This window comes from Chryseobacterium sp. Leaf405 (assembly GCF_001425355.1).
In the GTDB taxonomy this organism is placed as follows: Bacteria; Bacteroidota; Bacteroidia; order Flavobacteriales; family Weeksellaceae; genus Chryseobacterium.
The window spans coordinates 1-13,573 of record NZ_LMQN01000002.1 but is presented as its reverse complement, the minus strand read 5'-3'; the positions used below and the strand labels follow the sequence as shown (position 1 = coordinate 13,573).

The 13,573-nt window shown below is 34.0% G+C and carries 12 protein-coding genes; 4 read left to right on the top strand and 8 right to left on the bottom strand.

Annotation, left to right across the window (positions count from 1 at the left end; translation table 11 throughout):
* Nucleotides 1-73: 73 nt before the first annotated feature.
* Both pheT and dnaN read right to left on the bottom strand, forming a co-directional pair.
* Nucleotides 74-2,476 (bottom strand): phenylalanine--tRNA ligase subunit beta, encoded by a 2,403-nt coding sequence (gene pheT / locus ASG22_RS02880; RefSeq protein ID WP_055980304.1) that lies wholly within the window; start codon nt 2,474-2,476, stop codon nt 74-76.
* A 268-nt stretch (nt 2,477-2,744) separates the two neighbouring features.
* Nucleotides 2,745-3,875: a DNA polymerase III subunit beta gene (gene dnaN / locus ASG22_RS02875; protein WP_055980301.1), complete on the bottom strand. Its 1,131-nt coding sequence runs from the start codon at nt 3,873-3,875 to the stop codon at nt 2,745-2,747.
* Nucleotides 3,876-4,077: 202 nt separating this feature from the next.
* On the opposite strand from dnaN, the gene ASG22_RS02870 reads away from it, so the two are divergent.
* The 3 genes from ASG22_RS02870 to ASG22_RS02860 all read left to right on the top strand — a co-directional run bounded on the left by ASG22_RS02870 (nt 4,078) and on the right by ASG22_RS02860 (nt 5,480).
* Entirely contained in the window at nt 4,078-4,428 is a 351-nt protein-coding gene (locus ASG22_RS02870) for a diacylglycerol kinase family protein (protein ID WP_055980297.1), read from the top strand.
* Between the two features lie 162 nt (nt 4,429-4,590).
* On the top strand, nt 4,591-4,962 hold the full coding sequence (locus tag ASG22_RS02865; protein ID WP_055980294.1) for a hypothetical protein: 372 nt from the start codon (nt 4,591-4,593) through the stop codon (nt 4,960-4,962).
* Nucleotides 4,963-4,967: 5 nt separating this feature from the next.
* Nucleotides 4,968-5,480, top strand: a complete 513-nt coding sequence (locus ASG22_RS02860) for a hypothetical protein (RefSeq protein WP_055980291.1) — start codon at nt 4,968-4,970, stop codon at nt 5,478-5,480.
* Nucleotides 5,481-5,539: 59 nt separating this feature from the next.
* Here the strand turns inward: ASG22_RS02860 and ASG22_RS02855 are convergent, their stop codons facing one another.
* Genes ASG22_RS02855 through purB form a run of 6 tightly spaced genes read right to left on the bottom strand, consistent with a single transcriptional unit; the run spans nt 5,540 to nt 13,081 of the window.
* A complete protein-coding gene (locus ASG22_RS02855) occupies nt 5,540-5,872 on the bottom strand; it encodes a gamma-glutamylcyclotransferase family protein (RefSeq protein WP_082504926.1) in 333 nt (110 codons plus the stop codon).
* Nucleotides 5,872-6,489: an SGNH/GDSL hydrolase family protein gene (locus tag ASG22_RS02850; RefSeq protein ID WP_055980287.1), complete on the bottom strand. Its 618-nt coding sequence runs from the start codon at nt 6,487-6,489 to the stop codon at nt 5,872-5,874. Before ASG22_RS02850 ends, ASG22_RS02855 begins: the two co-directional genes overlap by 1 nt.
* Nucleotides 6,490-6,542: 53 nt before the next feature.
* On the bottom strand, nt 6,543-6,935 hold the full coding sequence (locus tag ASG22_RS02845; protein ID WP_055980285.1) for a hypothetical protein: 393 nt from the start codon (nt 6,933-6,935) through the stop codon (nt 6,543-6,545).
* Nucleotides 6,913-10,608, bottom strand: a complete 3,696-nt coding sequence (locus tag ASG22_RS02840) for a phosphoribosylformylglycinamidine synthase (RefSeq protein ID WP_055980283.1) — start codon at nt 10,606-10,608, stop codon at nt 6,913-6,915. The genes ASG22_RS02845 and ASG22_RS02840 overlap by 23 nt, the downstream gene beginning before the upstream one ends.
* Before the next feature lie 29 nt (nt 10,609-10,637).
* On the bottom strand, nt 10,638-11,597 hold the full coding sequence (locus ASG22_RS02835; RefSeq protein ID WP_055980280.1) for a WG repeat-containing protein: 960 nt from the start codon (nt 11,595-11,597) through the stop codon (nt 10,638-10,640).
* Between the two features lie 56 nt (nt 11,598-11,653).
* Entirely contained in the window at nt 11,654-13,081 is a 1,428-nt protein-coding gene (purB, locus tag ASG22_RS02830) for an adenylosuccinate lyase (protein ID WP_055980277.1), read from the bottom strand.
* A 273-nt stretch (nt 13,082-13,354) separates the two neighbouring features.
* On the opposite strand from purB, the gene ASG22_RS21285 reads away from it, so the two are divergent.
* Nucleotides 13,355-13,564 (top strand): hypothetical protein (locus ASG22_RS21285; RefSeq protein ID WP_238586845.1); only part of this gene is annotated, 210 nt, incomplete at its 5' end.
* Nucleotides 13,565-13,573: the final 9 nt, after the last annotated feature.

The window sequence follows — 13,573 nt, the reverse complement described above, 5'->3', positions numbered from 1 at the left end:
AACAAAAGTTTTTAAGCCAAAAAAACGGACTTTAAAAAGCCCGTTTCTATATAAATTTTAATGTTGTTTAAAATTAACCTCTCAATTCTGCATTGAATTCTTTCTGGAAAGATTTAATTAAAGAATCCATTACCGCAGTAATCTCTTTTTCTTCCAGTGTTTTTTCTTCATTCAGAAGCTCAAAACTCATCGCATAAGACTTTTTACCTTCAGGAAGATTTTTCCCTTCATACACATCAAATAAGTTAATATTTTTAATGAAAGGAGATTTATTCTTTTTAGCGGTCTGATACAGATCCTGATAATTAATATTTTTATCTATTAACAAAGCTAAATCTCTTCTGATTTTATTAAATTTAGGAATATCTTTGAATTTCAAGTCATTATTGGAACGTAATTCCTGAGCGTATTCCAATTCAATTTCAGCATAAAAACATTCCTGATCAATATCGAAATCTTTCAACAGTTGTGGAGCAACTTTCCCTATTCTTACCAAAACTTTTCCGTTTGCTTCGTAAGATAATGCATCAGAAAATCTTTCATCAGATAAAGCAACTTCTCTGCAATCGATTGCTAATTTTTCAAGTAAGACTTTCACATACGCTTTTAAGTTATAGAAACTCGTTGCAGATTTCGGCTGCAGCCAGTTTTCGGCAACTTCTCTTCCTGTCACCAAAATAGCAAGTTGCTTTCTTTCTTCATATTTATCTTTTTTATGATAAATTTTTCCGAATTCAAAAAACTTAATATCCTGATTTTTTCTGTTGATATTGTAAATTGCATTTTGAAGAAGCCCTTCTAATAAAGACTTTCTCATAAACGCCAAATCATTGCTTAAAGGATTTAACAGTTTCACAGCATCTGCCTCGTCTTTCACAGAAGTTAATGAATTGTTCATCACTTCATTGAAACCAAGACTCTGCATGGTTTTTGCCCAGCTATTTTCTAATTCATCCTGATCTTTTGCATTTAACCTTACAGGCGTAAATGAAATTTTCTGTGGAGCGTCAATTTTATTGTATCCGTAAATTCTTAAAATCTCTTCAATAACATCAATCTCTCTTGTTACATCTGCTCTGTAAGCCGGAACAGAGATTTCCAAGCCGTTCTGAATTTCATTTAAAACCTGAATATCCAGTGCTTTTAAAATTTCTTTTACCTTCTCTCTGTGGATTTTTGTTCCTAGAATCTGTTCAATTTTTGAGAATCTAATGATTACATAATTGTCCTCGATTTTCTTTGGATATTCTTCCAACAGTTCTCCTACCAACTTTCCTTCGGCCAATTCCTGAATTAATTTGATAGCGTGAGTAATTGCTGTTCTCGTAATATTTGGATCAACACCTCTCTCGAATCTGAAAGAAGCGTCCGTATTCAATCCATGGAATTTTGCAGCTTTTCTAATCGCAACCGGATTGAAATAGGCACTTTCTAAAAATATCGTTTTTGTTTCCGCAGAAACTCCGGAAGTTGCACCACCGAAAACTCCGGCAATACACATCGGGTTATCTTTTCCGTCTTTAATGATGATTTCAGAACCATTTAATGTTCTTTCAACACCATCCAAAGTCGTGAATTTCGTTCCTTCTTTTACCGTTCCCACTTTCACTTTTTTATCTGCAATTTTATCTGCATCAAAAGCGTGAAGCGGCTGCCCGTATCCGTGAAGAATATAGTTTGTAATATCTACAACATTGTTAATTGGGCTTAATCCTATAGCTTTTAATCTGTCTTTCAACCATGACGGAGAATCTGTGACTTTAACATCTTCAATCACTGCACCAATATATCTCGGACAAAGTTCTGCATCCTCAACTTCTAATGTGAAGCTGTGAGAACCTTCGTTATTCAAAACAACAGAAGATACTTTTTCAAAGGTTGATTTTTGCTGATTTGTTGAAAGAAATGCGTACAAATCTCTTGCAACGCCATAATGAGACATTGCATCAGTTCTGTTTGGCGTTAGTCCAATTTCGAAAACTTCGTCATTTGTCAGTTCAAAATAATCAGCAAAGTTTTTTCCTACTTCATACTTTTCTTCATCCAACACCATGATTCCGCCATGATCATTGCTAAGACCTAATTCATCTTCTGCACAGATCATTCCCTGAGAAACTTCACTTCTGATTTTTGCTTCCTTTATTTCAAAGAAATTTCCTGTCTTATCGTAAATCTTAGTTCCAACCACGGCGACAGGAACCGTTTGTCCTGCTTCAACGTTTGGAGCACCACAAACGATATTTAAAATCTTTCCGTTTCCTACGTCTACCGTTGTCTTTTTTAATTTATCTGCATTCGGATGTTTTTCACAGGTTAAAACTTTACCTACAACAATTCCTTCCAGGCTACCTTTTATGCTTTCAAATTTTTCTATCCCTTCAACCTCAAGACCAATATCTGTAAGAAACTCACCGATTCTTTCAGTTTTTAATTCCGTTTTGATATAATCTTTAAGCCAGTTGTTTGATATTTTCATCTGATAATTTCTATTTATTTTTTTGGACAGATGGAACCTTTCGGTTTCATTTCATCTATTTTGAAAATTTTACTTGAATTTTTCGAGCTACAAATATCGTGTTTTTTTAAGAAATACAGAAATCCAGAAGTGACTTTAAAATGTTAATTTTCTTTTAAAACTTCCGCAGAGCTGGCTGTTGTATCGAATTACTTTTAAACTTCAATTTCATATAAAAAAAGAGGCCTTGAAAAATCAAAACCTCTTTTATTATATATCTAAATTAATATTACAAACCAATTACAGGCATTGATAACATTAAGATATTTTCATTTTCTTCAAGACCATCCAAAGGTTCGATAATACCCGGTCTGTTTGGCTGAGACATTTTCATTGTAATATCATCTGATCCTAAAATTGTCAACATTTCTGTCAAGAATTTAGAGCTAAACCCAATATTTATATCTTCTCCATTATAATCACAAGGAATCTGCATATCTGCTTTGTTTGCGTATTCCGTATCTTCTGCATGAAGGTGAAGGATGTTTGCAGACAATTTAAATCGAACTTGATTTGTAGATTTATTTGACATAATTGAAGCTCTTTTAATGGCTCCTAATAATAAATTTCTATTGATTGTCAATACATTCGGGTTTTCTTTTGGAATTACCGCTGTATAATTAGGATATTTTCCGTCGATCAATCTACAGATCCAAATATGTTTCCCAAAAGTAAATTTAGCCATATTCTCGTTGAAGTCGATAGTAACGTCTTCGTTTGAACTTGCTAAAATATTTTTGAAAATATTCAAAGGTTTTTTTGGCATAATAAATTCCATCGATTCGGCATTCATTAAATCCGTTCTTTTATAAACAACCAATCTGTGAGAATCGGTAGAAACGAAATTCGTTTCGTTCTCTCCAAACTGGAAAAGAACGCCCGTCATTACAGGACGAAGAGAATCGTTACTTGTTGCAAAAAGTGTATTGGTAAGTGCTTCAGACAAAACTCCGGCAGGCATTGTAACACTTTGAGAGGCATCAAATTCCGGCAATTCCGGATAATCATCAGCATTGTCTAAGGCCACTGCGAAATTATCTTTTTCATCTAAAATTTCAAGCTGACTTCCCGTTCCTTCTGCATTATCTTTTACCACCAACGTTAGAGGCTGTTCTCCATAAGTCTTGATAAAATCCTGAAAAATCTTAGCAGGAACAGCAAATTTCCCTGTATCATCCGACTTCACATCAAGAGTCGTTACAAGAGTCGTCTCGCCATCGGATGCGGTAATGGTAACCTGGGTTCCGTCTAATTCAAAAAGATAGTTTTCTAAAATCGGTCTCGATTGAGAACTTGATATTACGCCACTTACAGTTTGCAAAGCCTTCTGCAGTTCACCACTTGAAATAATAAATTTCATAGATTTTAAAATAAATTTTTACAAATATAACAAATAGAAAATAGATGGAAAAGAATAATGCCGGGAGTTATTAACAACTTATCAAAAGAATTCTCTAACTATCTTCTCTCCTATTATTTGTGATTAATATGATTTTTCTTGGAATGATAAATTTAATGATTATTTTTCATCATTTAATTATATTTGTAAATAATATTTTGTCATGCGAAAACCACCCATCCATAAAAGTTTTCTAAATGCTTTCCGAGGTGTTTTTCTGATGCTTATCCATGAAAGAAATTTCCAGATTGAAGTGTTGGCTTTCTTTGTTAATCTTTTTTTGATTTTTTATTTAAAACTTTCAGCGATTGATGCAGCTTTAGTCTTAATCGTTTCATTTGGTGTTTTAGCAGCTGAAATTTTCAATACTGCTATAGAAAAAATCTGTGACATTATTCAGCCCGAATTTGATAAAAGAATTGGTTTTATTAAAGACATTTCCGCAGGCGCAGTTATTCTAATGGCTGTTGCATCGGTTATTATTGGAATCTTAGTCTATTGTAAATACATCTAAATATTATTCTGTTAGAATTTTCATTCAAAAATTACACTAAATACAATATTTCAAATAAAATAATACCACAAAATCAACATTTATAAATAAATTTTATTTATCACTATATTAAGATATAATAAATTTATATATATTTGCTGTACAATCAACAATTTTAATAATATGAAAATCAAATTACTCTATGCCATTCTATTGGCAGGAATTATTTCGTGCAACACTGAGACTTCGGTAGTAAATCCGAGTGAAACAAGAAAAAGTGAAGAAGTTTTGAATTTTGAAAAATCGATCAAAAGTCTTTCTAATCCTGAAAACCGTGAAACTGCTGAAGAAATCAGAAACAAAAAATCTATTGAGCTAAGTGACAGACGTAAAGACATTCTAATTCCATCAGCTTTGGAACTGATAAAATCTACAGGTGCAAAAGACAAAGATATTACTGAAAACACACAAGGAGATCGGGATAAGATTTTAACCTGGGCAGTGAAAATCTATAACGAAAAACTTGAAAAAATCAATCAAAATTCTAAAAAGTAATTATTATGAAAAAAATATTCACTCTTATTCTTGGCTTAGGTTTAAGTTCAGCCGCTTTTGCTCAAACCGCAAGAATCCATATTTTTAATGATATTGTTAATCATAAACTTGATTTACATTTTACAATGTTTACGATTGCCCCCTCTACTTGTAGTGCAGGTGCACAGGCTATGGATTTAGTATATCTCCCTCCTAATGAATGGGCGCATTACTCAACTTTTGCTACTTCCACTTCTGCAGCAGGTCATCCGTATCCTATCGACCATTGGTCTCCGGATCTTCTTTCAGCCCCTCCATTTATTACAAATGCACAGAGATGGGATTATATAAAATTCTCTCTTAGTGACCCGCTTAATCCAGGACAAATAGTTCCAACACTTGGGGGATCTGTAGGAGATGCAAGCTGTACAGGAATTCCGTCTAATATTGGAGGTACTGGTAGTCTTAATGGCGTAAATTATAATTTTCATGCCGATGCTTACTCATTTGGAGGTGATTCATGGATTAACGTTCAGTAAAATCTTTTAAATAATATAATAAACCCTGTCAAAATATTATTGTCAGGGTTTATTTTTAACTATTTTCCAACATAAATAAATCCTGATTTTCCGGATTTGAAAACAGTCTCAATTCTTTTATAATCATCCACTTCATATTCGTCAGCCTGAAGAATTTCTTCGTCTGTAACTTCAAATAAAATACCTTCTACTTCATCTGTTATATTTCCCGAAAACACTAGAATCGGATGATATTTTTGATTGCTTTTTGTTAAAACTTCGGCATCAGTTATTTTCAGCATTTCAAGTTTAAAACCTGTCAAGAACTCTTTTTCTCCTTCTAAAATCCGACCGAAAGTTTCCATTTGAACCTGCTCCATCTGCAAAGTTCCGTATGAGAATAATTTAGGCATTATAAATATTTTTCAATAATTGGGATTGCGATTTCCGCCATTACTCCATACCCTTTTTCGTTAGGATGAACGCCGTCTGTAGACAATAAAATTTCTTTATCTTCTAAAAATGCAGAATGAAAATCAATATAATGTAAGGAATGTTCAGCTGTAATATTTTTCAAAATTTGGTTATAAACTAAAACTTCCTCATTAGTTCTCAACTTTCCTGAAGCGACTAATACTCCATCTACTTTTTCAGAAAACGGAAGAATGCTTACCAAATAAATATCTTTCGAATAATTTTCAGCTTCTTGAATTGCTTTTAGAATATTATTTTTAAACTGTTCAGGATTTACTAAATGGCTTCCATCTTTTACAGCAAGATCATTCGCTCCATAACCTATAAAAACAATATTTTCTTCAGCAGAATTTCTGGCTGCCATCTCGTTGGGAATTCTTTTTATCAGACCTTCGGTTGTTTCGCCACCAATTCCAAGATTGAAAAGAATTAATTCTTTACTGCCTTCATTGTATTTCTGTAAAGTATATCTTTTCAGAATATCGACCCAGCCGCCGAAAACACCATCATATTCTCCGTAAGTAATGCTGTCACCGAAAAATAATCCGTACATCATTTTTTTATTTATTTTTTATTTACAAACTTTAGATTTGAATCCTTAAGATAAAATCAATCTAAAATTAGCGTAATATTTTTATGGGATTCTATAATTTCAATTAAAATTTCAAATAATGTTTGTCCATTTTTATTGATTAATTCATCAAGTTTTTGTTGAATTAATTCTACATTAAAAGGTTTTCCTTGTCTGATTTTATTTTCGTAAAACTCTTTAGTTAAATCAACTCCCAAATCTTCTTTTGATTTTAGAGAATCTTTCCAAGTAATATCCGTTTCCACACCATATAAAATATCATCAAAACCATCCAATGTTCCGACTTTCCAATCTTCATCCTTCATAAAAAGCCGAGAAACTTCTTCGTAGAAACCTTCCATATTTGAAAAATGACTGCCATTAATGACAGTCATTTTCTTTGTATTGTTATTTGAAGTATTCAACTCCATTTTTAAAGATATTGTGGTAATTCGCAGTTGGAATATTCTTAAACAACCCTTCTGCAAAACGTTCCGGGTGTCCCATTCTTCCAAATATTTTTCCGTCCGGGCTGGTAACTCCTTCAATTCCAAACAATGAATTATTTGGATTGAAAGGCATTCCGTGAGCAACATTTCCATCTAAATCTAAATATTGCGTTGCAATCTGTCCGTTTTCATATAACTTCTGAATTTCTGCTTCCGAAGCCATAAAACGACCTTCACCGTGAGAAATAGGAATCGTGAAAACCTGATCTCTCATTCCTTTCAACCAAGGTGATTCGTCATTCACAACTCTTACATTCACCATTTGGGAAATATGTCTTCTGATCGCATTATGAGCCAACGTCGGAGAGTTTTCGTCTAGATCTTTGATTCTTCCGTAAGGTAACAATCCAGATTTTACCAAAGCCTGGAAACCGTTACAGATCCCGATGATCATACCATCTCTGTCCAATAATTCGTGAACTGCATTTCTCATCTTCTCGTTCTTTAAAACGTTGACAATGAATTTTGCAGACCCGTCCGGCTCGTCACCCGCAGAGAAACCTCCTGAGAATGCTAAAATCTGAGAAGTTTTGATTTCTTCTACCCAAGCATCAATACTTTCATCCAACAACTGGTGATTGATATTGATTAAAGGTAAGCTGCTTACGATTGCTCCTTCTTTAGCGAAAGCATTCAATGTATCATACTCACAATTTGTTCCAGGGAAAACCGGTGCGAATACTTTTGGCTGAGCGATTCCGTGTTTTTTGATGATGATATTTCTTGGGTTGATTGAATTTAATTTTTCATCAATTTCAACCGTTATTTTCTCTTTTTCAACTGTCGGGAAAAGATTTTCAAAAGTATTAGTGTTTGCCGCTAATAATTTCTCAATTGCAAATTCAGCATCATTAATCTTAATACTATTTGAATCTTTAACTTCTCCAATCAATTGAAGATTTACAGAACTTAATTCTTCTTTAGATTCAATAATTAAGCTGCCTATATTTTTAGTTAATAATATAGTTGAATCAACCGTAATTTCGGCACCTAATCTGTTTCCGAAGCTCATTTTTGCTAAAGCAACAGCAATTCCACCTTCTTTTACTGTTTTCACAGAAACAATTTTTCCGGCTTTAATATTTTCGAAAATTAATTCGTAAATCTCTTTTAAAGCATTGTAATTCGGCAGTCCGTTTTCCTGAGCGACATGATTAAAGAAATATACTTTATTTCCTTCATTTTTAAATTCAGGAGAAATAATAGTTGACTTTTCTCCGTTCGCACAAGCAAAAGAAATCAACGTTGGCGGAACATTCAAATCCTGATACGTTCCACTCATTGAGTCTTTACCTCCGATCGCAGCCAAACCAAAATTGATTTGCGCATCATAAGCTCCCAACAAAGAAGCCAAAGGTTTCCCCCATTTTTCAGGATTCTGACCTAATTTTTCAAAATATTCCTGAAAACTGAATCTGATATTCTTATAATCGCCACCCATTGCAACGATCTTTGCAACACTTTCAACGACAGCATAAGAAGCTCCCAACAAAGAATTCTGCTTAGAAATCTCTGCATCAAATCCCCAACTTGCTAAAGAAACAGTTTCAATATTTTTTGCTCCGATAATTGGTAACGTCTGCACACTTCCTTCCATCAAAGTCTGCTGATATTTTCCACCCAAAGGCATTGCCACCGTAGTTGCGCCAATAGAAGAATCAAACATCTCCAACAAACCTTTTTGAGAAGCAACGTTTTTATCGCTTAATATTTTTAAGAAGTTCTCTTCATTGAATGCAGGATTTTCTTCTTTAACTTCATCAAGATGAGTAATTTTAACTTCCTGACTTTTAGAACAGCCGTTAGTATCCAAAAATTCTCTTGAAAGATCAACAATTTTATCACCTTTCCAGAACATCTGCATTCTTCCGGAATCCGTCACTTTTGCAACTTCAACAGCCACAATATTTTCAGCTTCACAGAATTTGATGAACTGTTCTTTATCTTTTGGCTCAACAACAACCGCCATTCTTTCCTGAGATTCAGAAATAGCCAATTCAGTTCCGTTCAGACCTTCATATTTTAAAGGTAAAACATCCAAATTAACTTCCAAAGAATCAGCGATTTCACCGATGGCTACAGAAACACCTCCTGCTCCGAAGTCATTTGATTTTTTGATCAATCTCGTTACTTCAGGATTTCTAAATAACCTTTGGATTTTACGTTCTTCAACGGCATTTCCTTTCTGAACTTCAGAACTCATCGTGTGAATTGAAGTTTCGTCTTGTTCTTTTGAACTACCACTTGCTCCACCAACACCATCACGACCCGTTGCACCACCTAAAATGATGATAGAATCACCAGATTCAGGCTTTTCACGTCTTACCCAATCAACAGGGACGGCTCCGGTAACGAAACCAACTTCCATTCTTTTGGCTTTGTATCCTTCATCATAGATTTCAGAAACCATTGTAGTCGCCAAACCGATTTGGTTACCGTAAGAAGAATATCCGTTAGCAGCCTGTTTTGTGATTTTTTCCTGAGGTAATTTACCTGGTAAAGTCTGATCAACAGACTCCAAAACATCTGCAGCACCCGTTAATCTCATCGCCTGGAAAACGAAAGAACGTCCGGACAAAGGATCTCTGATGGCACCACCTAAACACGTTGAAGCACCACCAAAAGGCTCAATTTCTGTCGGGTGATTATGCGTTTCATTTTTGAATAATAAATACCATGGTTCTTTTTTACCATCGTATTCAGCTTCGATTTGAATTGTACAGGCGTTGATTTCATCAGAAACCACCAAGTTCTCCAATTGACCTGTTTTATGGAAATATCTTCCGCAAACTGTCGCCAAATCCATTAAAGAAATTGGTTTCAATTCACGTCCTAAGAATTTTCTTTTTTCGATATAATCATTGAAAATAGTTTCCAATGTATGTTTAAACTGTCCTTCAAATTCAATATTTGACAATTCTGTTTCAAACGTTGTGTGACGACAGTGGTCACTCCAATACGTATCTAAAACTTTAAGTTCAGTTTCCGTAGGATTTCTTTCTTCAGATTTAAAATATTCCTGAATGAATTTCAAATCATCCAAACCTAATGCAAAACCGTGATTGTTGAAGAATTCTTCAAGCTGAACATCATCAAAGTTGATGAAATTTTCGTGAACAATTACTTTTGACGATGTTTCTTCCGCAGGAATATTCAAAGTTGATAAATCCTTCTCCTGAGATTCTACTTTATTGATAAGAAGATCTTTGATTTTTGCTAAATCAGATTCAGAAGCTCCTTCAAACTCGATTAACTTACCACTTCTTACTTTAGATTTCTCATTTCCAGTCAATAAAGCGATACATTGTTGAGCAGAATCTGCACGCTGATCGTATTGACCGGGTAAAAATTCTAATGCGAAATAAACTCCCTGTGCAGGATTTTCTTCGATTAAAATGTCAGTAACCGGATCTACGAAAGTGCTGTTAACCACCTTTTCGAATTCTCCATCATTTAACCCAAAAATATCGTAAATGTTATACACTTTTACACTTTGGATTGACGGAACCACAGCTTTTACTTCATCAAAAATTTTTGGACTTTCAACATCGAAAATTCCTCTTTTTTCTACGAAAATTCTTTTGTTTTGAGACATTAGATGTCAGATATTAAATATTATTAGACTTATTTACTTAATTTGTTCGGATTATCCTGATGTTCTTTCTGAAAATCTTCGGCTTCTGTTATTTCTTTCTTCAGCCAGTTTTCAAAAGGAATTTTCTCATCATAATCCAGTGCAAAAATAGTTTTGCCATTTTCTGAGACTAAGAATTTGAAATCATAAGATGATCCTGCTTCCATTCTTCTGTAATCATAGGTATTGACCTGATAGAAATGGAAATTCTCTTTCGGTTTTTCTACAATTTCAAAGAATAGCTTCTTTTCATTTTCAGATAATTTTGTGTAATGATTTACATAATATAATTCTGAAAGTTTTTTATTTTGTTTTTGAAAAAACTGAAGAATATTCTTCTCTTTTTCATTGTAATTGAATGGGTTTGGAAAATATTCTCCTTGAACTTCAATAGCATTTACCGCTTTGGAAATGGGTTTTACAATTTCTCCTTTGAAATTCATCACGCCCCAAGTTCCACCAACAATTGATTTGTGTTCCGATTCTGTTTTTTCCCAGTCGCAACCGTCACAGAAAGCAGCAAAACCATAATTGAAAGGTGATATAAAATCATGTTCAGGTTTGATAACAACAGTTCCGTTTCTGTCTACAAAACCAACCTTTCCGTCTTTGACAAATCTTCTTACGCCTTCAGAAAAATAATCTGCCCCGTTGTCATAAAAGAATGGTTTGTAAAGAAAATTTCCTTTTTTGTCATAGACATATCCCCATTCATTTTTTCCCGGTTTTTCATCTTTTTTAAAGCCATCAAAATAGATTGTCTCACCTTTTACCAATTCTCCATCCTCTAAATAAGAAAAAACTTTGAACTGGGCAGGAATAATAATTTTTTCGTCCTGATTTTTAACTCCAACCAACGAATCTTTTGATTTAAAATACTTTAAAACTTCTTTTCCCTGAGAAAAAGAAAGTATTGGCATTAATAAAATAGCTAAAAGTATTTTTTTCATAGATCGTTTTGGTTTGATTAAAATAAAATATGCAGCCGAAAAGACTGCATATTAAATTATACTTTAAGATCAGCTTCCAGTCCTATCAAATCTCTGTTTGCGTCTATAATCGGCTGAACTTCATTAGCAATGAATTCCTCCGTTTGAATAGGCGCAAAACCGATGAAGTTTTTAGGATCAAGAACTTCTTTTAATTTTGATTTATCCAATTTTAAAGAATCATCATTTAAAATTCTATCGATCAGGTCGTTTTCTTTACCTTCTTCTTTCACTTTTTTAGAAGCTTCCATCGAATGAACTCTGATTACTTCGTGGATTTCCTGACGGTCGCCACCAGCTTTCACTTCTTCCATAATAATATATTCCGTCGCCATGAAAGGAAGTTCTTCCATAATATGTTTGTTGATTCTGTTAGGATAAACCACAATTCCGTTCATGATGTTGTTCCAAATCAATAGAATTGCATCAACTGCTAAAAACGCCTGAGGAATTGTTAATCTCTTGTTTGCAGAATCATCCAACGTTCTTTCGAACCATTGTGTAGAAGCCACCATTGCAGAACTTGTCGTCAAAGACATTACGTATTTTGCCAATGCTCCGATTCTTTCGCTTCTCATTGGGTTACGTTTATAAGCCATTGCAGACGAACCAATTTGGTTTTTCTCGAATGGTTCTTCAATTTCTTTAAGATTTTGAAGTAAACGTAAATCGTTGGTAAATTTATGTGCAGATTGAGCGATATTTCCTAATAACGCAACCACTTTCGCATCAATTTTTCTATCGTAAGTCTGTCCAGAAACGCCAAAAACTTTTTCGAAACCGAATCTTTTTGACAATTCTTTATCTAAATGTTTAACTTTAGAATAATCTCCGTTGAAAAGCTCGAGGAAACTTGCCGCAGTTCCGGTAGTTCCTTTTACTCCTCTGAATCTTAATGTTTCTAAGAAGAAATCAAGTTCTTCGATATCTAAAACCAAACTTTGTAACCAAAGGGTAGCTCTTTTCCCTACAGTCGTTAACTGAGCCGGCTGGAAGTGAGTGAATCCTAACGTTGGTAAATCTTTATACTGAATAGCAAAATCAGAAAGATTTTTCATCACGTTCACCAACTTTTTCTTTAAAATTAAAAGTCCGTCACGTATTTGAATTAAATCTGTATTATCTCCTACAAACGCTGAAGTTGCTCCCAAGTGAATAATTCCTTTTGCAGAAGGCGCCACATCACCATAAGCGTGAACATGAGCCATTACATCATGACGAAATTTTTTCTCGTATTCTGCAGCTTTATCATAATCGATGTTCTCTGCATTGGCTTTCAATTCAGCAATTTGCTCATCTGTAATATCAAGACCTAAATCTTTTTCAATTTCAGCAAGGGCAATCCAAAGTTTTCTCCAATATTGGAATTTGTTATTATGTGAAAAGTTAAATAACATTTCTTCGCTAGAATAGCGCTCTTCCAATGGATTTTTGTAGGAATTCATTCTTCTTTTACTTTTTAGATATGCAAAAATACGGTTTTTAGGCGAGAGATAAAAATTCTTTATGGGATTGATTTAAGTGAATTATATTTAACCGTTTTTTGTATTTTAAAGAATTTAATAAGAGTATCTAATGAAAAATTAATAAAGCACGAAATATAAAAGTATTCATTTTTCCAGGAGCTTAACCTCTCCAATCTTACTCCTCATGCCTTTCGCTGTCTTTCAAGAGCCCATCCTTACTGCTGGGTAACCATTTCTATCGGGGTTAGGGTNCAGGAGCTTAACCTCTCCAATCTTACTCCTCATGCCTTTCGCTGTCTTTCAAGAGCCCATCCTTACTGCTGGGTAACCATTTCTATCGGGGTTAGGGTATTTGTCGGGATTAATAAATTTAGTATTTCCTTACAGATCAGTGCTGATGTATCCACGATCCGTGCTTCTCTTACTAGTATTATTTTTTTGCTTTATTGTTGGGATGTATAGAGGAGATGG

Coding starts and splice junctions, on each gene's coding strand:
- purB (WP_055980277.1), bottom strand. CDS start 13,081: ATGAATTCCTACAAAAATCCATTGGAAGAGCGCTATTCTAGCGAAGAA.
- ASG22_RS02840 (WP_055980283.1), bottom strand. CDS start 10,608: ATGTCTCAAAACAAAAGAATTTTCGTAGAAAAAAGAGGAATTTTCGAT.
- pheT (WP_055980304.1), bottom strand. CDS start 2,476: ATGAAAATATCAAACAACTGGCTTAAAGATTATATCAAAACGGAATTA.
- ASG22_RS02855 (WP_082504926.1), bottom strand. CDS start 5,872: ATGCCTAAATTATTCTCATACGGAACTTTGCAGATGGAGCAGGTTCAA.
- ASG22_RS02860 (WP_055980291.1), top strand. CDS start 4,968: ATGAAAAAAATATTCACTCTTATTCTTGGCTTAGGTTTAAGTTCAGCC.
- dnaN (WP_055980301.1), bottom strand. CDS start 3,875: ATGAAATTTATTATTTCAAGTGGTGAACTGCAGAAGGCTTTGCAAACT.
- ASG22_RS02845 (WP_055980285.1), bottom strand. CDS start 6,935: ATGGAGTTGAATACTTCAAATAACAATACAAAGAAAATGACTGTCATT.
- ASG22_RS02850 (WP_055980287.1), bottom strand. CDS start 6,489: ATGATGTACGGATTATTTTTCGGTGACAGCATTACTTACGGAGAATAT.
- ASG22_RS02835 (WP_055980280.1), bottom strand. CDS start 11,597: ATGAAAAAAATACTTTTAGCTATTTTATTAATGCCAATACTTTCTTTT.
- ASG22_RS02870 (WP_055980297.1), top strand. CDS start 4,078: ATGCGAAAACCACCCATCCATAAAAGTTTTCTAAATGCTTTCCGAGGT.
- ASG22_RS02865 (WP_055980294.1), top strand. CDS start 4,591: ATGAAAATCAAATTACTCTATGCCATTCTATTGGCAGGAATTATTTCG.